This window comes from Tepidibacter sp. Z1-5 (genome assembly GCF_037844525.1).
In the GTDB taxonomy this organism is placed as follows: domain Bacteria; phylum Bacillota; class Clostridia; order Peptostreptococcales; family Peptostreptococcaceae; genus Tepidibacter_A.
The window spans coordinates 55,431-75,966 of the sequence record NZ_JBBMMD010000035.1 but is presented as its reverse complement, the minus strand read 5'-3'; the positions used below and the strand labels follow the sequence as shown (position 1 = coordinate 75,966).

20 protein-coding genes, 1 riboswitch and 1 other annotated feature are annotated in these 20,536 nt (G+C 28.9%); of the genes, 12 read left to right on the top strand and 8 right to left on the bottom strand.

Annotated features, from left to right (window positions below; all coding sequences use genetic code 11):
• Window positions 1-5: 5 nt before the first annotated feature.
• From thiE to thiS, 6 genes are read right to left on the bottom strand one after another with little or no spacing between them, the layout of a single operon-like run.
• The gene (gene thiE, locus WJW32_RS07670) at window positions 6-587 is read right to left on the bottom strand and encodes a thiamine phosphate synthase (RefSeq protein WP_340257003.1); all 582 of its coding nucleotides are present in this window, start codon (window positions 585-587) and stop codon (window positions 6-8) included.
• Window positions 565-1,902, bottom strand: coding sequence for a phosphomethylpyrimidine synthase ThiC (gene thiC / locus WJW32_RS07665; protein WP_340257001.1), 1,338 nt, complete (start codon window positions 1,900-1,902; stop codon window positions 565-567). The genes thiE and thiC overlap by 23 nt, the downstream gene beginning before the upstream one ends.
• Before the next feature lie 25 nt (window positions 1,903-1,927).
• A complete protein-coding gene (gene thiH / locus WJW32_RS07660) occupies window positions 1,928-3,031 on the bottom strand; it encodes a 2-iminoacetate synthase ThiH (RefSeq protein ID WP_340256999.1) in 1,104 nt (367 codons plus the stop codon).
• Between the two features lie 2 nt (window positions 3,032-3,033).
• Window positions 3,034-3,807 (bottom strand): thiazole synthase, encoded by a 774-nt coding sequence (locus tag WJW32_RS07655; RefSeq protein ID WP_340256997.1) that lies wholly within the window; start codon window positions 3,805-3,807, stop codon window positions 3,034-3,036.
• Between the two features lie 12 nt (window positions 3,808-3,819).
• Window positions 3,820-4,626 carry a sulfur carrier protein ThiS adenylyltransferase ThiF gene (thiF, locus tag WJW32_RS07650; protein ID WP_340256995.1) on the bottom strand — a complete coding sequence of 269 codons (807 nt, stop codon included), beginning with the start codon at window positions 4,624-4,626 and terminating at the stop codon, window positions 3,820-3,822.
• Between the two features lie 2 nt (window positions 4,627-4,628).
• On the bottom strand, window positions 4,629-4,823 hold the full coding sequence (gene thiS, locus WJW32_RS07645) for a sulfur carrier protein ThiS (RefSeq protein ID WP_340256993.1): 195 nt from the start codon (window positions 4,821-4,823) through the stop codon (window positions 4,629-4,631).
• Window positions 4,824-4,911: 88 nt separating this feature from the next.
• Window positions 4,912-5,019, bottom strand: a riboswitch (TPP riboswitch).
• 138 nt (window positions 5,020-5,157) lie between these two features.
• On the opposite strand from thiS, the gene uppS reads away from it, so the two are divergent.
• Together uppS and WJW32_RS07635 are read left to right on the top strand one after the other, a co-directional pair.
• Entirely contained in the window at window positions 5,158-5,805 is a 648-nt protein-coding gene (gene uppS / locus WJW32_RS07640; RefSeq protein ID WP_340256991.1) for a polyprenyl diphosphate synthase, read from the top strand.
• Window positions 5,806-6,010: 205 nt separating this feature from the next.
• Window positions 6,011-7,102: an ornithine cyclodeaminase family domain gene (locus WJW32_RS07635; protein ID WP_340256989.1), complete on the top strand. Its 1,092-nt coding sequence runs from the start codon at window positions 6,011-6,013 to the stop codon at window positions 7,100-7,102.
• A gap of 29 nt (window positions 7,103-7,131) precedes the next feature.
• Here the strand turns inward: WJW32_RS07635 and WJW32_RS07630 are convergent, their stop codons facing one another.
• On the bottom strand, window positions 7,132-7,704 hold the full coding sequence (locus WJW32_RS07630) for a helix-turn-helix domain-containing protein (protein ID WP_340256987.1): 573 nt from the start codon (window positions 7,702-7,704) through the stop codon (window positions 7,132-7,134).
• Between the two features lie 86 nt (window positions 7,705-7,790).
• The gene (locus WJW32_RS07625; RefSeq protein WP_340256986.1) at window positions 7,791-8,675 is read right to left on the bottom strand and encodes a cation diffusion facilitator family transporter; all 885 of its coding nucleotides are present in this window, start codon (window positions 8,673-8,675) and stop codon (window positions 7,791-7,793) included.
• A gap of 311 nt (window positions 8,676-8,986) precedes the next feature.
• Between WJW32_RS07625 and WJW32_RS07620 the strand changes: the two genes are divergently transcribed.
• The 10 genes from WJW32_RS07620 to pheS all read left to right on the top strand — a co-directional run bounded on the left by WJW32_RS07620 (window position 8,987) and on the right by pheS (window position 20,535).
• The gene (locus WJW32_RS07620; RefSeq protein ID WP_340256984.1) at window positions 8,987-10,336 is read left to right on the top strand and encodes a TrkH family potassium uptake protein; all 1,350 of its coding nucleotides are present in this window, start codon (window positions 8,987-8,989) and stop codon (window positions 10,334-10,336) included.
• A 15-nt stretch (window positions 10,337-10,351) separates the two neighbouring features.
• The gene (locus WJW32_RS07615) at window positions 10,352-11,005 is read left to right on the top strand and encodes a potassium channel family protein (protein WP_340256982.1); all 654 of its coding nucleotides are present in this window, start codon (window positions 10,352-10,354) and stop codon (window positions 11,003-11,005) included.
• 2 nt (window positions 11,006-11,007) lie between these two features.
• On the top strand, window positions 11,008-11,808 hold the full coding sequence (locus tag WJW32_RS07610; RefSeq protein ID WP_340256980.1) for a TrmH family RNA methyltransferase: 801 nt from the start codon (window positions 11,008-11,010) through the stop codon (window positions 11,806-11,808).
• A 169-nt stretch (window positions 11,809-11,977) separates the two neighbouring features.
• Complete coding sequence (locus WJW32_RS07605) at window positions 11,978-13,981, top strand: methyl-accepting chemotaxis protein (RefSeq protein WP_340256978.1); 2,004 nt, start codon at window positions 11,978-11,980, stop codon at window positions 13,979-13,981.
• Between the two features lie 147 nt (window positions 13,982-14,128).
• Window positions 14,129-14,518: an FxsA family protein gene (locus WJW32_RS07600; protein ID WP_340257341.1), complete on the top strand. Its 390-nt coding sequence runs from the start codon at window positions 14,129-14,131 to the stop codon at window positions 14,516-14,518.
• Window positions 14,519-15,118: 600 nt separating this feature from the next.
• Window positions 15,119-15,502, top strand: coding sequence for a hypothetical protein (locus tag WJW32_RS07595; protein ID WP_340256976.1), 384 nt, complete (start codon window positions 15,119-15,121; stop codon window positions 15,500-15,502).
• Between the two features lie 26 nt (window positions 15,503-15,528).
• Window positions 15,529-16,938 carry a sensor histidine kinase gene (locus WJW32_RS07590; protein ID WP_340256974.1) on the top strand — a complete coding sequence of 470 codons (1,410 nt, stop codon included), beginning with the start codon at window positions 15,529-15,531 and terminating at the stop codon, window positions 16,936-16,938.
• A 94-nt stretch (window positions 16,939-17,032) separates the two neighbouring features.
• Complete coding sequence (locus tag WJW32_RS07585) at window positions 17,033-18,208, top strand: YcdB/YcdC domain-containing protein (protein ID WP_340256972.1); 1,176 nt, start codon at window positions 17,033-17,035, stop codon at window positions 18,206-18,208.
• A gap of 21 nt (window positions 18,209-18,229) precedes the next feature.
• Window positions 18,230-18,889 (top strand): response regulator transcription factor, encoded by a 660-nt coding sequence (locus WJW32_RS07580; protein WP_340256970.1) that lies wholly within the window; start codon window positions 18,230-18,232, stop codon window positions 18,887-18,889.
• A gap of 353 nt (window positions 18,890-19,242) precedes the next feature.
• Window positions 19,243-19,458: a binding site (T-box leader), on the top strand.
• Window positions 19,459-19,515: 57 nt separating this feature from the next.
• On the top strand, window positions 19,516-20,535 hold the full coding sequence (gene pheS / locus WJW32_RS07575; protein WP_340256968.1) for a phenylalanine--tRNA ligase subunit alpha: 1,020 nt from the start codon (window positions 19,516-19,518) through the stop codon (window positions 20,533-20,535).
• Window position 20,536 lies beyond the last annotated feature (1 nt).

Sequence of the window (20,536 nt, the reverse complement as noted above, 5' to 3'; positions counted from 1 at the left end):
AGATTTTATCTAAGGATTTTTTTTATTGTATTATAAATATTATTAGATTTCATTATCGAAGACATTACGGCAACTCCATTTGAACCACATTCATATACTATTCTTATATTATTTTCGTTTATTCCACCTATACAAATTACAGGAATTTGTATATTTTGTTTTAATTTTCTTATAAATTCTATACCTTTGGGTTTAAGTCCTTTTTTACAATCTGTTGCGAATATATGTCCTGCTATTATGTAATCAGCTCCTAGGTTTTGAGCTTGTATTGCTTCTTCTACACTATGTATAGAAATTCCTATTATTCCATCAAAAGTAGGAAGCTTATTTTTTATACGGTTGAAGCCTGTATGAAAGCCATGGCACTTCAAATCCCTAGCGACATCCAAATTACCATTGATTATAAGTGGAATATTTTTCTTATCTGCTATTAGCTTTATTTCTTTTGCCATTTCATAAAGGTCATGATAAGTTAGATCTTTTTCTCTAAGTATTATACTATCTATTCCAGCGTTCACAGATTCTTCAACTACTCTGAATATATCGCCATCAGGTATTAATTTTCTATTGGTTACAAGATGTAACATTTTCATTATCATCCCTTAATATATTAATATCTTTACCATCTAGTATTTTGTTCATGTTTCTCATAGAGCACATTTTTCCGCACATTGTACAACTGTCTTCATGTTTTGGCATAGATTCTCTTCTGAATTTTCTAGCTTTATCTTCATCTATACAAAGGTCAAACATCTTTTCCCAATCTAAGTTTCGTCTAGCTTCACTCATTTTATAATCCCAGTCTTTTGCTCCTTTGATACCTTTTGCTATATCTGCTGAATGAGCTGCGATTTTTGTTGCTATTATACCTTCTTTCATATCATCTAGTGTAGGTAGTCTTAAATGTTCTGCTGGTGTTACATAACATAAAAAGTCAGCACCGCAACTTGCTGCTATAGCTCCACCGATAGCACTTGTTATATGATCATATCCTGGTGCTATATCAGTTACAATAGGACCCAAAACATAGAAAGGAGCACCATGACATAATTTTTTCTGAAGAAGCATATTGGCTTTTATATCATTAATAGGCATATGTCCAGGACCCTCAATTATAACTTGAACATTTCTTTTCCATGCTCTTTTTGTAAGTTCACCTAAAACAATAAGCTCTTCAATTTGAGATGCATCAGTAGAATCATTGATAGAACCAGGACGGCAAGCATCACCAAGACTTAAAGTAACATCATATTCTTCACAAATATCTAAAAGCTTGTCAAAGTATTCGTAAAATGGATTTTCTCTATTGTTAAGTTCCATCCATGCGAATAACAAAGAGCCGCCTCTTGAAACTATATTGGTAAGGCGCTTGTTTTTTTTGAAGGTATCACAAGTTACTTTAGTAAGACCAGCATGAATAGTTACAAAATCTACACCATCTTTTGCATGTTTTTCAACAACATCTAAAAACTCTTCGGCTTTTATATCTTGAAGCTCTCTATCATAAAAACCAACAGCATCATACATTGGAACAGTTCCTATCATTGCTGGTGATATTTCAACAACTTTTTTTCTGAATTCTTCTGTTTTGCCAAAAGAACTAAGATCCATTATAGCTTCAGCTTTAAGATCAATTGCTTTTTTTACTTTCTCTATTTCAGGTTCTATATTTGGACAATCCTTTGATATTCCTAAATTTACATTTATTTTAGTTCTAAGACCTTCTCCTACACCCTCGGCACTTAAAGATTTATGGTTTTTATTAGCTGGAATGGCAACTTTACCATTAGCTACTAAATCTCTAAGTAAATTTACATCTATATTCTCTTTTTCAGAAACTATTTGCATTTCCTTAGTTATAATTCCTTTTTTTGCAGCATCCATTTGAGTTGTATAATTCATATTAAAAAAACCTCCATTTATAATTTTATATATGTACCCAATCTTTAAAAATAGGTTGATAACCTTTTTCTACAAGCGATATTGCAACCTCTGAAACACTTCTTGAATCTGATATTTCAAATTGACTAGAACTTTTATTAGACTGAGAATGTCCTCCAACCTCAGTACAAACTCCTGCTGACAGTTTATTAACTCCAAGAGGAATAAGATTTTCTCTAAACTCTTTATTTTCTCTAGTTGATATATTTATACCAGCATAAGGCATGAATAACTTAAGAGCTAACATTATTTGAACTAAGTTTTTGTCATTTACATCATGTAAATCCATAAAACTTCCTACATGTGGTCTTATTCTAGGAAGAGAAAAACTAATTGATACATCTAAATATTTACTTTGAAGATAATATCCGTGAAGACCAGTCATGAAAGCCTCAATTCTAAAATCGTAAAGACCAAGTAAACATCCTATACCCACAGACCTCATTTTAGATTTACATCCTCTCTCTGGAGCATCGAGTCTGAATTTGTAGTTTTTCTTAGGGCCTGCTATATGAACCTTGTCATAAATATCTTCGTTATATACTTCCTGGTATATAGTAAGAGAATCTACACCGGCAGATATTAATTCTTTGTATTCATCTTCTTCAAGTGGATAAATTTCAATACATATAGAATCAAAATACTTTTTAAGCACGTTAACACAATCTTTTATATAAGAAACAGGAGTTTTAGATTTAGATTCTCCAGTTAAAATCAATATATGTTTAAGTCCAGTTTTAGCAATGTTCTTAGCCTCTAATTCAACTTCTTCAAGAGTTAATTGTTTTCTACTTATGTCATTTTCAACATTGAAGCTACAGTATGCACATTTGTTAGAACAATGATTAGCTAAATACATAGGTGTATATAAAACTATAGATTTTCCAAAATGTTGTAATGATAATTTATTTGACTTAGTTGCCATTTGCTCTAGATGCTTTTCGGCAGTAGGAGATAAAAGTCTCAAAAAATCAAGTTTATCCAATTTGCCCTTATTTATTATATTTAATATATCTTCATCGGTTGTATTTTTAAAAAAGGTATCAAAGTCAAAATCCTTGTATTTTAAGTATTCATCATAAAAACTCATTATTACTCATCTCCTTGCAAAAAACCTGTAAGAGGAGATGAAGCGCTGGCTATTTTTTTGACTGATCCTACTTTTGCAAGGTATGCTTTTCTTCCAGCAATTACAGCATTACGAAAAGCATCTCCCATCATGATTGGGTCATTTGATGATGCTATAGCTGTATTTATAAGAACAGCATCTGCACCCATCTCCATTGCTTGTGCTGCTTGAGAAGGTTTTCCGATACCTGCATCTACAACTATAGGTATATCGATCTCATCTATTAGAATTTGTATCATTTCTTCGGTTCTAATTCCTCTATTAGTTCCTATAGGAGAACCGAGTGGCATTATAGCGCTAGCGCCAGCATCAACCATTCGTTTGGCATCCATTAAATCTGGATTCATATAAGGAAGAACTACAAAGCCTTCTTTTGCTAATATATCTATAGCTTTAATAGTTTCGTAATTATCTGGAAGAAGATATTTGTTATCGGAAATAGCTTCGATTTTTATCCAATTACCACATCCGGCTGCTTTTGCAAGTCTTGCTATTCTAACCGCTTCTTCAGCATTTCTAGCACCAGAAGTATTAGGAAGTAAAATACAATTTTTATCTATGTAATTTAATATATTTTCTTTTGGTGAATCTAAATTAACTCTTCTTAAAGCCATTGTTATAACTTGAGATTTAGAAGAAGTTATAACTTTAGGTAATATATCATTTGAAGAATATTTTCCTGTTCCTATAAATAATCTGCTATCTAACTCGGTTTCACCTATTTTTAATTTATCCATAATAAATCCCCCTTAAGTTTCTTGTTCACCTAGAATAAGTCTTAAAACCATATTAGCTTGATGATTAGCAGCAATTCCAACTCTCGGAGCCATAAGTCCGCATCCTGGTTTTGATTCTGATTTGTTATCGCCAACAATATATAAATTATCTTTTATTTTTTGAGTGATTATTGAATTTGATGAAAAATATCCTGCTAGTCCAGACGCTGCTATTACCTTCTTCTCTGGCATTTCAGAGAGAATTGTATTTACTAAAATAGCTTTTGATTTAGGATTATCAAATGCTTCGACTATAATTTCAACATCTTCAAATATATCTTTTATATTATTTTTATCTATAAATATATTTTGTGTATAAACATCTACGAATGGATTGCACTGATAGATGATATCTTTAATTGCATCTGTTTTGTTCATTCCAATATGTTTTACAAAATATTGTTGTCTATTTAGATTGCTAGGCTCTACTACATCGAAATCAAATAAAAGTAACTTCCCAATACCTATTCTAGCTAGTGATACAGCTATATTAGACCCAAGACCGCCAAGACCCGCTATTGCCACTTTAGATTTTTTAATTTTTTCATGAACATTAGGTGTATGTCTTGATACCAAAAGATGTTCTAATTCTGCTTTAGATGGTTGCTCACCTTTTTTTATAAGTGTTATATCATCGGATTCATTAAGTGTTGTATCTTTATTTATAATAAATCCGTTGAGTATAATTACATCAGCGTCTTTTTTTATAAAATCTCTAACCCTATAAGCTGTTGTATTTGGCTCTATATTGTATTTTTTCTGATTCACATATATTATCAATATTAACCACCTCCAACAAAATTGATTATTTCAACTTTATCGTTTTCGTAAAGATTTGTACTCTCGTATTGATCTTTAGGTATTATATTTAAATTGACCTCAACTACAATGGTTTGTGGATTTAAATTGAGTTTTGAAATAAGGTCTTTAACTGTAATATATTGGTCGAAAGACATTTTATCTCCGTTGACAATCATGTTGATTCCTCCTTTCAGATAAAAATAGAAATAAAAAAAGGTGCAAATCCCAGAAAAAGGATTTGCACCTATATATTTACATACAACAATATATACACATACACTTCCCTACGCTGGCATTATCCAGATCAGGTTAAGGGTTAAAGACTTATGGGTCTTAATCTCAGCTGGCCTACCAGCACCCCTAGCGAAAACTATTTAATTTAGGTTCATAATAACACATTAACAAATATTGTTCAACAATATAATTCAAAAAGTTTAGAAATGACAATGAAAGTATATATTTACCACATAAGGTAAATAATATAGAAAAATAGGTTAAAGGAGGGGTTGTATGAGAATTCCAAAACATATAGGGGTAATACCTGATGGTAATAGAAGATGGGCTCAAAACAACGGTATGAGTAAGGAAATGGGATATGATAAAGGGCTTAATCCTGGGCTTGAATTATTTAGAACTTGCAAAAAAATGGGTGTAGAAGAACTAACATACTATGGGTTCACGGTAGATAATACGAAAAGACCATCTATTCAAACTAATGCATTTACTAAAGCTTGTGTAGATGCTGTAAAGATGCTTGAAAATGAAGATGCTTCTTTATTGGTTGTAGGAAATCATAAATCACCTATGTTTCCAGAGGAGTTAAAAGAATATACAACAAGAAAAGATTTTGGAAAGGCAGATATGAAGGTGAATTTCTTGGTGAACTATGGATGGAATTGGGATCTTGGAAACTTGAAATTTGACGAATCTACTACTAATAGGAATAAAATAATAGAAAATATAAATTCAAAAGATATATCAAGACTAGATCTTATAATAAGATGGGGTGGTAGAAGAAGACTTAGTGGATTCTTGCCAGTTCAATCTATATATGCTGATTTTTATGTGGTTGATGATTATTGGCCTGATTTTAAACCGGGACATATACATGAAGCTTTGAATTGGTATGAAACTCAAGATGTAACTCTTGGAGGTTAAAATAGTTGGTATTTAATGGTTAAGTAAACTTAAATGAATATTAAATGCTACAAAATCAGAAAATAACGAAAAATGCAAAAATTACAAAAGAACGTCGTTAGGTGTATTCATATGCAGTTTTTTGATATAATATGTAAGAGTGTTAAAATTTTATAAAACTAGAAGGAGAAAATCAATACAATACAATCTTACGGAGGTATTATAAATGAGCTTTAAATTACCTAAATACAGAAAACCAAATTTTGAACAAGAATTTTTAAAGAAGGCACCAAATGTTACAACTGTAGAAGTTGTTAAAGAAGGTGTTGCACCAGATAATTATCATGGAAGTACAATATACCCTGAATACTTAAGAGTTGATGGAAAATGGGTTTTAGCTAAAGAAAGTAGAATGGACTGTGTAATGACTGTAACTGAAGATAATGATGTTGAGGTAAAAGAGTTTAGAAACTTGCACGTTGGAGATAAAGTTATAGTTGGAAGAACTGAAGATGCTAGTGAAGGAATTTATGTATATACTGAAGGTTTTAATTCTGAAGAGGAAGAAGAAGAAGAGACTTTTGCATTTAGAGCTGGAAGATCTAGAGAAACTGCATATTCTAAAGACTATGATGATTTATATGATGCTTTAAGATATGAAAAAGAAAATGGATATATAGTTTGGGTATTAGGACCAGCTGCTGTATTTGATAAAGATTCAAGAGAGGCTATGCAAGCTTTAATAGAAAATGGATATGCCCATGCATTTTTAGGTGGAAACGCAGTAGCTACACACGATTTAGAGGCGGCTACTATAGGAACTGCTCTAGGTCAAGATATATATACTCAAAAATCTATGAAGGATGGACACTATAACCACTTAGATTTATTAAATAAAGCTAGAAGAGCGGGATCTATAGAAAAACTTATAGAAGAAGAAAATATAGATAATGGACTTATATATGCTTGTGTTAAAAACAATGTACCTATAGTACTTGGAGGCTCAATAAGAGATGATGGACCTCTTCCTATAGTTATCGGAGATGTATATCAAGCTCAAAATGAGATGAGAAAGCATACTAGAAAAGCTACAACTGTTATATGTCTTGCAACTCAACTTCATTCAATAGCAACTGGTAATATGACTCCGTCTTATACAGTTGTAAATGGGGAAGTAAGACCTGTATATATATATAGTGTTGATGTTTCTGAGTTTGCAGTTAACAAGTTAAGAGATAGAGGTACTTTAGAAGTTAGTACGATAGTTACTAATGTTCAAGATTTCTTAGTTAATTTAAAAAATAATTTAACTAAATAATAAATAAAACAAAAAAGATAACTTAAATTTTATTTTGAGTTATCTTTTTTAAAGAAATTAGGAGTATTTACAACCAGCATTTTTACGTTTTTATTTGTGTGGTTTACCCAATTGTGATTTAAAGAAGAATTAAAATGAACACAATCCTCAGGATGAAGCACATACTTTCTATTGTTAACATAAAGAGTTAATATACCCTCTAATACATATATAAACTCTTCGCCTTCATGAGAATATTCCGTTACTTCTTCGTCGCCTTCATATGGAAGAACGTTCACTAATTTTGGCAACATGACTTTGTCTTCTATGTTTTGAGATAGGTGGTAATAAACTACCTTAGAATTTACTACTTGAGATACTTCTTGTTCGTAGCTTTTCATTATCACAGAATCATTATTTTTTTGTCTTGAGAAAAAATAAGTTAATTCTACATCTAAAACAGAAGCAATATTATTTAGACAATCTATAGCAACGCTTGTTAATCCTCTTTCAAGTTGAGATAAAAAGCCTATAGATAATCCGGACTTTTCGCTTAAAACCTTTAAGGTCATAGACTTACTTTGTCTTAAGGTTTTTATTTTTTTTCCTATATCTTTATTCATAATTGTACCTCTTTTCATTAGCTTGAAATTATTATTTTGCATGTGTATTATATTATAGCATTGGTTTAAATATTTTGAAATGAATATTACCCAGTATTTGAATCATTATCACAAGGTTCAACGTGTATTATAACCTCTTTTACCCCATTAAACTCAAATATAACTCTATCTTCTATATAATGAGATAAAATGTGGGTCTTCTCAAGAGTAAGATGTTTATCTACTAGTATGGTAAGATCTACTCTTATGCGATTTTCTTTTCCGTGTGTTCGTATGTTATTACAATATAAGACTTCATCAATTTCGGTTACAAGGTCATGTATCTTTATAGGATCAATCATAGCACCGTCACATAATACCTTTATTGCAGGAGTTAATATTTCAATCGAGGCTTTTATAATTAGAATAGATATTATAAAAGAAATTATTATATCTAGTATTATAAATCCCATTTTTATAGTAAATAAGCTTATTAAAACGGATATAGACACATATATATCACTTTTTGTGTGAATAGAGTCTGATATTAGTATTTCACTTTGAAGTTCTTTTCCTTTTTTAAACTCATAGTTTGAAACCCACAAATTAATCATTAATGTTAGTATCATTATTATAAAATTATATATATTAATATTAGGTAGAGTTGGATTTAACAATTTATTATATGAACTTGTTATTATTTTAAGAGACATTGAAAATAATAATAAAGATATAAAAATAGATGCTAGGGTTTCAAATTTTTCATGACCATAAGGATGCGTATCATCAGGTGGTTTAGAAGAAATATATATAGCAAATATTCCTACTATATTAGATGAACTGTCTCCTAGAGAGTGAATACCATCTGCAATCATACTTGATACATTCGTGACGTATCCATAAAATATTTTTGAAAAAGCTACGATTAGATTTAATATTAATATAAATATTAATACTTTTTTCACATTAGTATAGTAAGTATCGTAAGTCAAATTAATCACTCCTTTAATAAAGTATTATAAAAATGAGTTATTATTCATTGAAAATAGTTACTTAATATAATAAAATAGTAGTTATTATGTTGAGATAAATCTAAACATCACAATATATACATTGATTAAAAATTTATAAATTATTTGTTTTGGACTTTATTAAACTAAAATAAATAAATTTAATGGTGTATAGTTTATTACTATGTATTAAAAACAAGCTTGAATATTGGATTGAATAGTATATAATTTACATTGTTTGAATTAATGTGAAATTATTACAGTATATTCTTATTACGTAAAGAGGTGAAAAAATGTTAGGTAAGTATATTCGAAAAAAGAATAGACTATCTCCAGCTCAAATAATGGTTATAGGGTTTGCAATGATAATATTAATAGGAGCTATGTTTTTAAATACTTCTATGGCAACAAATAGCGGCGAAAAAATAGGATTTGTAAATGCACTATTTACTTCTACGTCAGCTGTTTGTGTTACTGGTCTTGTTGTAGTAGATACAGGGACTTATTGGACTGTATTTGGCAAAGTAGTCATTATAACTTTAATACAAGTTGGAGGGCTTGGATTTATGAGTATGGCGACGTTGTTTGCTATACTAGTTAGAAAGAAAATATATCTACACCAAAGGCTTTTGATACAAGAAGCATTAAATCAATATGATTTATCTGGGCTTGTAAGGCTTACAAGACATATATTAATAGGAACTTTTATAATAGAAGGTATAGGCGCTGCTATACTATCTAGTGTATTTATTCCGCAGATGGGATTTGCAAAAGGAATAGGATATGGAGTGTTCCATGCTATATCGGCTTTTTGTAATGCAGGATTTGATTTGATGGGTAACTTCTCATCGCTTACATCATACGTAGACAATATTACTATTAATATTGTAATAATGATACTTATAATACTAGGTGGATTAGGATTTCCTGTTATGTTTGATGTTATGAAGAAAAGAAAATTATCAAAGCTTAACCTTCAGTCTAAAATAGTAATTTCTATAAGTTCTTTTTTAATATTATTTGGATTTATACTATTTCTTGTAATTGAGTACAATAATCCTGATACTTTAGGAGGACTTTCATTTAAAGGAAAAGTCTTGGGTGCTCTTTTTCAATCTGTAACAACAAGAACGGCTGGATTCAATACTATAGATCTTGCTGCTATGAAGGACAGTTCAAAGTTTTTAACTGTTATATTAATGTTTATTGGAGGATCTCCTGGGTCGACTGCGGGAGGTATAAAAACTACTACTATAGGAGTATTATTTCTTGCTGTAATAGCTTTTGTAAAAGGAAAAGATGATGTTGAAGCGTTTGGAAGAAGGATATCTTATACTGTTGTAAACAAGGCTTTGGGAGTTATTGCTATAGGTCTTAGTGTTGTCGTATTTGTAACTATGACTTTAAGTTTGACTGATACAAACTTTAAATTTATTCATATATTATTTGAAGCTGTCTCTGCTTATGGAACTGTAGGACTTAGTATTTTTGGTAGTCCGAACTTAACTACTGCTGGTAAAATATTAATAGCTTTATCTATGTTTGCAGGAAGAGTGGGAGCTTTAACTATATTATTTGCTATTTCAAATAGAAAGAAAAAAAATCTTATAAGATATCCAGAAGAAAAAGTAATTGTGGGATAGAGAGGAGTTTTGTTTATGAAGCAGTATGTAGTAATAGGATGTGGAAGATTTGGTACTTCTGTAGCTACAACATTATATCTTTTAGGACATGAGGTTATGGCTGTAGATAAAAATTATGATATCGTACAAGATATAGCCGACAAGGTAACTCATGCAGTTCAAGCTGATGCTATTGATGAAAATACAATGAGATCTTTAGGTATTAGAAACTTTGATGTTGCAGTTATAAGTATAGGTGCTGATGTTCAGTCATCTATAATGGCTACATTAATAGCTAAGGAGCTTGGAGTAAAACACGTACTTTGTAAAGCTCAAAATGAACTTCAAGCAAAGGTACTTTATAAAATAGGAGCAGATAGAGTAGTATTTCCTGAAAGAGATATGGGAGTTAGAGTAGCTCATAATCTAGTATCTCAGAATGTTTTAGATCATATAGAACTAGATCCTAACTATTCTATAGTTGAGATAGTAACTCCTAGTGATTGGATAGGCAAAAGTCTTATGGAATTAGATTTGAGAGCTAAATATGGAATAAATGTTATGGCTGTAAAGCATAATAATGATATAGAAATATCTCCATCGCCTGATGCAAAGTTTCAAAATGAAGATATACTGGTTGTTATAGGGGAGAATACTAAAATAAACAAAATAAGTGCAGAGGACAGATAATAATGATTGTAGAAATAACTAGTAAAGATAATGAAAGAATAAAATATACGAAATCTTTGCTTAAATCAAAAAAAAGAAGCCAAGAGAAAAAATTTATAATAGAAGGCTATAGAATAGTGAATCAGGCTATGCAGTGTAGTGCTATTATTGATTATATTATGTATAATGATGAATTTTTAAATAAAGATGAGCATAAAAAATTTATACAACAATTAGAGTCTGACAATTATAAACTATACAAAACAACTGATAAGCTTTTTAAAGAAGTGTGCGATACTGAAAAACCACAGGGAATAATAGCTGTAGTTGAATACAAGGAGTATTCTTTAGATGATTCATTAAAAGAAGAAACAGATTTTATAGTAATACTTGATAGAATACAAGATCCAGGTAATATGGGAACTATAATAAGAACTGCAGATGCAGCTGGAGCACAGTGTATTTTTTTATTAAAAGGTTGTGTGGATGTATATAATCCTAAGGTTATAAGGTCTACTATGGGATCAATATTTGATATGAATATTGTAAATTGTACTGATGAAGATTTAGATATTATAAAGAATAGAGGATTTAATATAGTTTCTAGTTATTTAAATACGGATAATTATTATAATACCGTTGATTATGGGAAACAGGTAGCTTTGGTTATAGGTAATGAAGGGAACGGTATAAAGGATGAAATAATAGATAAGTCTGATATATTGGTTAAGATACCTATATACGGAAAAGCAGAGTCGCTAAATGCTGCCATGGCTTCTGGAATACTCATGTACGAGATAAAGAATAAATTGACTTGCAAATAGATGAATGATTAACAAAAAACGGAGCTTTTAATAAGCTTCATTTTTTTTTGTTCAATTATCCAAATAAGAATTTAATAAAAATTTAACAAAAATCATAAAGGATTTTAGAAATTATTGTAGAATACATTATAAAACAATCGAAAAAAGTCGATTAAAAAGGAGGAAATATATGAAATTTACAATTAAAACTAAATTGATTATTTTGGTTTTAGCATTAATAGTAATACCTTTATCGATTTTAGGAAGTACATCATATGTAAAATCGAAAAAGGTATTAGAAAAACAGTTTAGGCATTCTATGGAAGCTCTTAATAATGATATTGAGGAATCTATTGAAAATTATTTTGATGGATATAAGCATGGGATTAAAATGATAGGTGCAAATGTTAATGCTGAACAAATACTTATTCATCCAGAATATGAACCTTTTTTAATGGAATTATTAGAAAATTATATAGAAAGTTATCCGGATGCAACTAACATATACATGGGAACAATCGATGGAGGTTTTAGAATATATCCTAATACAGAGATGGCAAGCGATTATGATCCTAGATTAAGACCTTGGTATCAAAAAGCTGTGGAAAAACAAAGTGTTATTTTTACAGATATATATATTGATGTTGCTAATAAGAAACAATCAATTGCTTGTGCATATCCGGTTTATGAAAATGGAGATAAAAATAAATTGGTTGGCGTGGTGAGTGTAACAATACCAATAGATGTATTAGCCAATAAAATAAATGATATAAAAGTGGGAGAAAAAGGATATCCATATATTTTAGACTTTAATGGAAATTTTATTACACATAAAAATTCTGAATTAATAGGAAAAGAAATAAATGTACCAGAAATAAAAAAAGTTGTAAATAGTGATTTAGATGAAGGAATTGTAGATTATAAATGGAAAGAAAATGATGGAAGTATATCTGAAAAATTTTCAGCGTATAAAAAAATGCCAGAGTTTGGATGGACAGTTTTATCTGCTGTATATGTAGATGAAATAAAAAAAGATACGAGTGGGATACTTAGCAGTGCTATATTAATAGGAATAATTATACTTGCAATTGCATCAGTAGTAGGTATAATGATTGCGAATAATATGACAAAAAATATGAATTCCATAGTGAATGGTATGAACAAGGTAAAAGATGGAGATTTTACAGTAGAATTAAATGTTAAGTCAAATGATGAGATTGGATTGATGTCAAATAATTTTAATATCATGATAGAAAATGTTAAGCATCTTTTAAATAACGCAAAGAATGTAAGTGAAGAAGTATCTAGTGCTGCAACAAATCTTGTAGTTACATCAGATCAGACTAGTGCATCCAGTGAAGAAATAGCAAAAACGGTAGAAGAAATAGCAAGAGGAGCAGGTCAGCAAGCAGTAGATGCAGAAAATGGAGCAAGGCTTGCATCTAATTTAGATGATAAATTCAATAAATTGGCAAATAATACGGATACTATGTTTAAAAATGCAAATGAAGCGATTGATATAAATATAGAGGGAATAAATGTAGTTAATGAACTTAAAGAAAAAACTGATTTAAATAACCAATCTATTAATAAAATAGAGGATGCAGTAAAACAGTTAAGTGAAAAATCTAGCAATATAGAAAATATATTACAAACAATAAGATCTATAGCGGATCAAACAAATTTATTGGCATTAAATGCAAGTATAGAAGCAGCAAGAGCAGGAGAAGCTGGAAAGGGATTTGCAGTTGTTGCTGAAGAAATAAGAAAGCTTGCACAAGGATCAAATGTTGCAACTGATGAAATAAAAGAAATAGTAGATGCTATAAAAAGTGAAAGTAAAAATACAGTTGAAATTATGAGTGAAGTAAAAAATGTTTCTGTTGATCAAAATAAATCTGTAAAAGATGTAAATAATTCATTTGGGAAAATATCAAAATCAATAGATAATATTACAAATGAAATAGAGCAGGTTAATAAATTTGTAATAGAGATAATAAAAGATAAAGATTTGATAGTTGAGGCTATAGGAAGCATATCAGCAGTATCAGAAGAAACAGCAGCAGCGTCTGAAGAAGTAACAGCTTCAGCTCATCAGCAATCGAGTGATGTTGATAAAGTTGCAAAAAGTGCAGAAAGACTTAATGAACTTTCAGCAAAATTAAATGAACAAATAGATAGATTTAAAGTGTAAGAGTGACCTCCTTAAAGTAAATGACTTTAAGGAGGTTTTTTCTTCACAAAAAATAAAATAATTGATTATAAATACAACAAAAGATAATTCAAATGAAGTATGATAAACTAATACTATATAAAAAATAAGGAGATGATATAGGTGTTGATGAGATTGATACTTTTATTTACTATAGTTCCATTTGTTGAATTGGCTATATTGTTTAAATTGAATGATTATATAGGTTTTTTTAGTACAATAGGAATAGTTATTTTTACAGGAGTTTTAGGAGCTTACTTAGCAAAATCACAGGGAAAAGAAATTTTGTTTCGAATAAGACATGAAATGCAGGATGGAAGACTTCCTGGTGATCAATTGATTAATGGGTTATGTGTTCTAGTAGGAGGAGCTATGCTTTTGACTCCTGGTATTTTAACTGATATGGTTGGATTTATTCTTGTTATACCTGTGACTAGGGAATTTGTTAAGGGGTTTGTTAAGGATAAGTTGCAAAGAATGGTTGATGAGGGAAAAGTTAATTTGTATTTTAGATGGTAGAGAGAAAATAATTATAAAGATAGAGAGTTATATCTTTAAGATAAATAATCTTAGGGGTGTAACTTTTATATTTGCTGGTTAAGCGAAAAATAAAGGTCATTAAAATACCGCTATTTAGTCAATATTTTAATAAAACTACAGATTCTGCTTTATAAAATATACTAAAAGTTCTAAACTCCCTACGGTCAGACAACGAACTTTTTTAACGTATATTTTAACATCACAATCTAAGTTTTATAGTAAAATATTAACAGAAAAATAGCTAACATTTAAATAACCTTTATTTTGACTGTTTGAGGATTGAATTGAAAAAATTGAATAAAGAAAATAAAGCTTAATGTTATAATTATTTTTAATTATGGAAATGATTCTATTAATAGAGAAAAGAAGATTTCTATCACATCAAAACAGTTATTGAAAAGAAAGTATGAAAAAGAGTTAAACGCTAAATATTTAGCGTTTAACTCTTTTTCATTTCCAAGGAAATTATATAATCTATAATGTTGTACAATGATTTGAAATGCAATTATTGTTATTTATTCAAAAATAATCAAAAAACATGATACTATTATATATATTGAATATATGGAGGGCTTTGGAATGTGGGACGATATATTTTTATTAGTAGCAGGAATATATCTTATAATAGGTGGTATATACAAAATTAGAAGATGTGAAGTAATTGATATAGAGGTAAACAAAATTTTTTATAATTTTGTAGTTATAAAAGATAAGAAAAATTATTGTAAGTTATTAGGGCAAAGCAGATGCTTTTTATCAATATGTTTATTATCTATTTGTTTTATAGGTTGTAAATTAGAGATTATATCTGTTATTTATATTATTGGATTAATTCTTGTAATTAGATATATATTTTTTTATCAGATTTATGAAAGTTATAGGATTGAAATAACATTTTACATAGTGGGTTCTGGAATATGGATTATTTTAAAGGTTACAAATTTTATTTATTCAACAATATAGTGGTAAATAGGTAAAGGGGAGATTGAATGAAATTTTGGAAAAAGATATTTACATATCATTTTATTTTATTCATAATTATCTTTAATTTAGGAGGAGTTTTTTTAATAGAGAGTATGCATAGTTTAAGCTTAGATAGGGAAATTGAAAGAGGCTTAAGTGAGCATTTAAGTATATATTCTGGAATGAAATTAATCGGTAAATATAGATTGAATTATGATGAAAAATTTAATAAGGATATGCTTCGTATAACTATGAAAGACTTTTTAAAAAGTTTCCATGATCAAAAAATATATATTGAAATTTTAGATAGATACAACAATACAGTTTTTACTAATTTTGATTTTCGTATTTCTAAGGAAAGAGACGAGTTAAAAAATCCTTATATAGATAAAAGAAAATATGTAATAAGGGATGTAGGGGATAAAACACTTCTGTTTATAACAAATGAATTGAATGTAGGTGGAGAACAGCTAAAATTTACATATGTAAGAGATGTAACATATATTTATGAGGATAGAAAAAAAGTATATTATTTTTTCATTAAGTTAGATATTATCATATCTATTATACTTGCATTTGGAACTTATATTTTAAGTAAACGCATAACAAAACCTATAGATAAGCTTATAGACTCTATACAAATTATTGAAAATGGTAATTTTTCAGAACGGGTAAATATAAAATCTAATGATGAAATTGGTGTTTTATCCGGTCATTTTAATAAAATGGCATCTGTTGTTGAAGAAAAGATGAATCAGTTAAAGAAAAATATAGATGAAAAACAGAGGTTTATAGATAATTTAACACATGAAATAAAAACTCCATTAACTTCTATTATTGGATATGCTGATTTCTTAAGAAATACAAAATATAATGAAGATGCATTTTCAAAAGGACTAAATAGCATATTTAAACAAGGAAAAAGGCTTGAAGCTCTTTCGTCTAAAATGATGAATTTAATAGTGTTTAAAAGAGAAAATTTTGTAATGAAAAAAGAAAATATTAAAAATATATTAATAGAAATAAAAGAATTTTTAAAACCAAAACTTGAAAATAAAAATATAGAATTAATTATTTCTGGACAAGATATGGAAATTTTAATGGAAAAAGACTTGATTGAGAATTTAATAATTAATTTAATTGATAATGCAATAAAAGCTTCTCATTATAATAGCGAAATAAATTTAAAGTTATATAAAAATGAAAATTCAAAATCTGTTATTGAAGTAAAAGATGAAGGAATAGGAATAAAAGCAGATGATTTACAAAATGTATTTGAACCTTTTTATATGGCTGATAAATCAAGGAAAAAATTAAATGGTAGTGCGGGATTGGGACTTTCTATTTGTGATGAGATTGCAAAAATTCATAAAGCTAAATTATCGATAGAGAGTAAATTTAATATAGGTACTTCTGTAAAAATAATATTTGATTAAAGTTTACAGATTCTTTACAATTTGTATATAGTTACAATAAATTGTATTATTAAAATTTAGTTGTAAAAAAATACAATTAAAGGAGATTTATTCTATGAAATTAAAAAAACTAGTACCTATTATTTTGAGTATATCAATATTATTGGGGGGATGTAGTAGCTTTTCTTCTGTTCAAAAAGACAAGGTTATGGTTGAAAAAACAAATGATGAGGAAAATAATGCAAAGATTAGTAAAGAAGAAGCAAAGGAAATAGCGGTTGATTATCTTAAAAAATATTATGATATAAAAGAAGATAAAAAAGAATTAAAGAATTTGATAAAAGAGGTAAAATACATAAAAGATCCAGAAGAAACTAGAGATTATCTGTATGGAATAGAGTCAAATGGAGCTTGGAGAGTATTATGGGATAAAGAAGGAAATAAAGAGCATTCTTATAATGTACTAATAGATGCTAAAGATAAAAAATTATTAGAAATACAAAATTATGTAGGAGTAAATACAAAAGGAATAACAAAGAGAAAAACTATAATTGACTTAAAACAAGCAAAACAAAAGGCATATAATTTTATTAAGAATAATGAGTTAGTAGATGATATAAATAAATTAAAGTTAACGGTTATTTATGGTAAGGGAATCGGCAAATTTATATTTTTGTATAATGAAGAGGAGTATATATTTGTTGATGTAGATATGACTATAGACAAAGTTTCTAGAATAAATCGCAATATTGCACCTATTTATATATGCGATGATACACATTTAAATATAAAAAAAGAAAAAGCTATAGAAATAGCTCTTGATGGAATTGAAAAGTATTTTAATGGAAAAGTAGATACAAGCAAATTAGTAGAAGATATTAGCTTGTATAAAGAAATAGAGCTTCCAAATGGTAAAATAAGACCTTCAAGTTGGAATATACACTGGAGAGATTTAAGGGTAAAAGAAGAAAAAAATAAAGATATTGAATACAGTGCTTCTATAGATGCAAATACAGGAGAACTAAGAGAGGTAGGATATATTAATAAAGACTTAAATCAAAAAACTTCAAAAATTAGTGATGAAGAAATGGAGCAAATAGCACTTGATTTTATACAAAAAAGTAAGTTTGTAAGTGATATAAAAGATTTAAAAGAACCTAAAATAGACAGATGGAAAAATTATAATCAAGAAGGAGGTGCAGTAGGATTTAAATATAAAGATGAAATCCTATGGGCTTATATTGATTTTATAAATAAAAAGGTAGAATATATTGGGTATGGACTAAGATAAGGATTGAGGTGTGTAATAGTATTGGAAAAAATTTTAATTGTTGAAGATGATACAGATATTTCGGATTTAATACAGATGAATTTAAGTATGGTAGGTTATGATACTAAGCAGGTTTATGATGGAAAACAGGCTTTAGAATATGTAGAAAAAGAAAACTTTGATTTAATAGTTCTAGATGTTATGCTTCCTGAGATAGATGGTTTTAGTGTAATGGAAAGAATTAGACATACTAATGTTCCTGTTATATTTCTAACTGCTAAAAATTCAATTTCTGATAGAGTAAAAGGATTAAAAATAGGGGCAGATGATTATATTGTAAAACCGTTTGAATGTATAGAACTTTTAGCTAGAATTGAATCTGTATTAAGACGTTATGGTAAAAAGAACAATTATGTATTGTTGAAGGATTTGGAGATATTTTTAGATGATAGAGTAGTAAAGAAGAGTGGTAAGGTTATTGACTTGGCTTGTAAAGAGTTTGAATTATTGAAGCTTTTGATTGTAAATAAAGGAATGTCTTTAACTAGAGAAATAATTTTAGAAAGGGTCTGGGGATTCGATTATTTAGGAGAAACAAGAACTGTTGATATGCATATTCAGAAGATAAGAAAGAAACTAGATTTATTTGATGAAATAAAAACTATATATAAAATTGGATATAGGTTAGAAAATATAGACTAAACGTCTTAAAGATAACTTTTAGATTTGTTTTTGTTTTAAAGTGAGATGAAATGCAATTTTATAAATAAAAAGAAAATCAAAAAATATGGCTATGAAAATGTTAGAGAATGCTTTTAGATATTTTGCTAAGGAACTTAGGTTTTGTCGTTGAATAATGCGTTAAGAAATTTGTGTGTCTGACCGTAGGGAGTTCGCAAATTTTAGTATTATTCATAAGACGAAGGCTTAGTTCCTTCAAAATAGCTATTGTATGAACGGTATTTTCATAGCCGTATTTTGCATTGAAAATACAAATTAAAAACTTATTGTAAATTATCTGAATATATGATATAATGCAACATAAAGTTTAATACATAAAAGCTGTGAAAGAGAGAGTATTTTGAAGCATCTTAGATCAGAGAGGAATATAAAGCTGAAATTATTCCCTAAGATATCAAGAGAAGTTCACTCTGGAGCTTTAAAACTGAAATAACAGTAGGTTTTAACGTTGGGCGCGTTAAGTCTTTCGAGTGGTCTATTTAATAGACTATTAGGGTGGTACCGCGGAATATAAGTCTTTCGTCCCTTTCTAGGGATTAGAGGCTTTTTTTTATATCTAAATATTATTGTAGGAAAGGGTGAATTAAGTGAAAGATCAATTAATTAACATAAAAGACAGTGCCCTAGCACAGATCAATGAATGTGTTAAAATGGACGAAATTGAAAGCTTAAGAGTTAAGTACTTAGGTAAAAAGGGCGAGATAACTGACATATTAAAAGGAATGGGTAAGTTATCAGCAGAGGAAAGACCTGTTATAGGTAAGGTTGCAAATGAGGTAAGAGCTGAGATTGAAGAAGCTATAGTTTCTAAAAAAGAAGGAATAAAGACTATAGAAAAAAATGCAAAATTACAAGAAGAGGTTTTAGATGTTACTATGCCTGGTAAAGAGTTTAAGGTAGGAAAGAAACACCCTATAACTCAAATAATAGATGAGGTTAAGTATATATTTACAGGAATGGGATTTAAGGTTGCTCAGGGACCTGAGATTGAGACTGTATTTAATAACTTTGATGCACTTAATGCTCCTAAGAATCATCCATCAAGAGATACTAGTGATACTTTCTATATAGATGATAATTTACTTCTTAGAACTCAAACATCTCCAGTTCAAATAAGAACTATGAAATCAACTGAACCACCTATTAAGATAATAGCACCTGGAAGATGTTTTAGATTTGATGCACCAGATGCTACTCATTCTCCTATGTTCCATCAAATAGAGGGACTTGTAATAGGTGAGCATGTTACAATGGCAGAACTTAAAGGAGCTCTTAATGAATTTGTTAGACAATTATTTGGAGAGAGTACTAAGACTAAGTTTAGACCTCATAACTTCCCATTTACAGAGCCGAGTGCAGAGGTTGATGTAACTTGCTTTAAGTGTAAGGGAGAGGGCTGTTCAGTATGTAAAGGTGAAGGTTGGATAGAAATACTTGGAGCTGGAATGGTTCATCCAAATGTACTTAGAAACTGTGGAATAGATCCAGAAAAATACAGTGGATTTGCTTTTGGTATGGGAGTAGATAGAATAGCGATGCTTAAGTATGAAATAGATGATATAAGATTATTATTTGAAAACGATATGAGATTTTTAAATCAATTTTAAG

Coding starts and splice junctions, on each gene's coding strand:
- thiE (WP_340257003.1), bottom strand. CDS start 587: ATGTTACATCTTGTAACCAATAGAAAATTAATACCTGATGGCGATATA.
- thiC (WP_340257001.1), bottom strand. CDS start 1,902: ATGAATTATACAACTCAAATGGATGCTGCAAAAAAAGGAATTATAACT.
- thiH (WP_340256999.1), bottom strand. CDS start 3,031: ATGAGTTTTTATGATGAATACTTAAAATACAAGGATTTTGACTTTGAT.
- WJW32_RS07655 (WP_340256997.1), bottom strand. CDS start 3,807: ATGGATAAATTAAAAATAGGTGAAACCGAGTTAGATAGCAGATTATTT.
- thiS (WP_340256993.1), bottom strand. CDS start 4,823: ATGATTGTCAACGGAGATAAAATGTCTTTCGACCAATATATTACAGTT.
- uppS (WP_340256991.1), top strand. CDS start 5,158: ATGAGAATTCCAAAACATATAGGGGTAATACCTGATGGTAATAGAAGA.
- WJW32_RS07635 (WP_340256989.1), top strand. CDS start 6,011: ATGAGCTTTAAATTACCTAAATACAGAAAACCAAATTTTGAACAAGAA.
- WJW32_RS07630 (WP_340256987.1), bottom strand. CDS start 7,704: ATGAATAAAGATATAGGAAAAAAAATAAAAACCTTAAGACAAAGTAAG.
- WJW32_RS07620 (WP_340256984.1), top strand. CDS start 8,987: ATGTTAGGTAAGTATATTCGAAAAAAGAATAGACTATCTCCAGCTCAA.
- WJW32_RS07615 (WP_340256982.1), top strand. CDS start 10,352: ATGAAGCAGTATGTAGTAATAGGATGTGGAAGATTTGGTACTTCTGTA.
- WJW32_RS07610 (WP_340256980.1), top strand. CDS start 11,008: ATGATTGTAGAAATAACTAGTAAAGATAATGAAAGAATAAAATATACG.
- WJW32_RS07605 (WP_340256978.1), top strand. CDS start 11,978: ATGAAATTTACAATTAAAACTAAATTGATTATTTTGGTTTTAGCATTA.
- WJW32_RS07600 (WP_340257341.1), top strand. CDS start 14,129: ATGAGATTGATACTTTTATTTACTATAGTTCCATTTGTTGAATTGGCT.
- WJW32_RS07595 (WP_340256976.1), top strand. CDS start 15,119: ATGTGGGACGATATATTTTTATTAGTAGCAGGAATATATCTTATAATA.
- WJW32_RS07590 (WP_340256974.1), top strand. CDS start 15,529: ATGAAATTTTGGAAAAAGATATTTACATATCATTTTATTTTATTCATA.
- WJW32_RS07585 (WP_340256972.1), top strand. CDS start 17,033: ATGAAATTAAAAAAACTAGTACCTATTATTTTGAGTATATCAATATTA.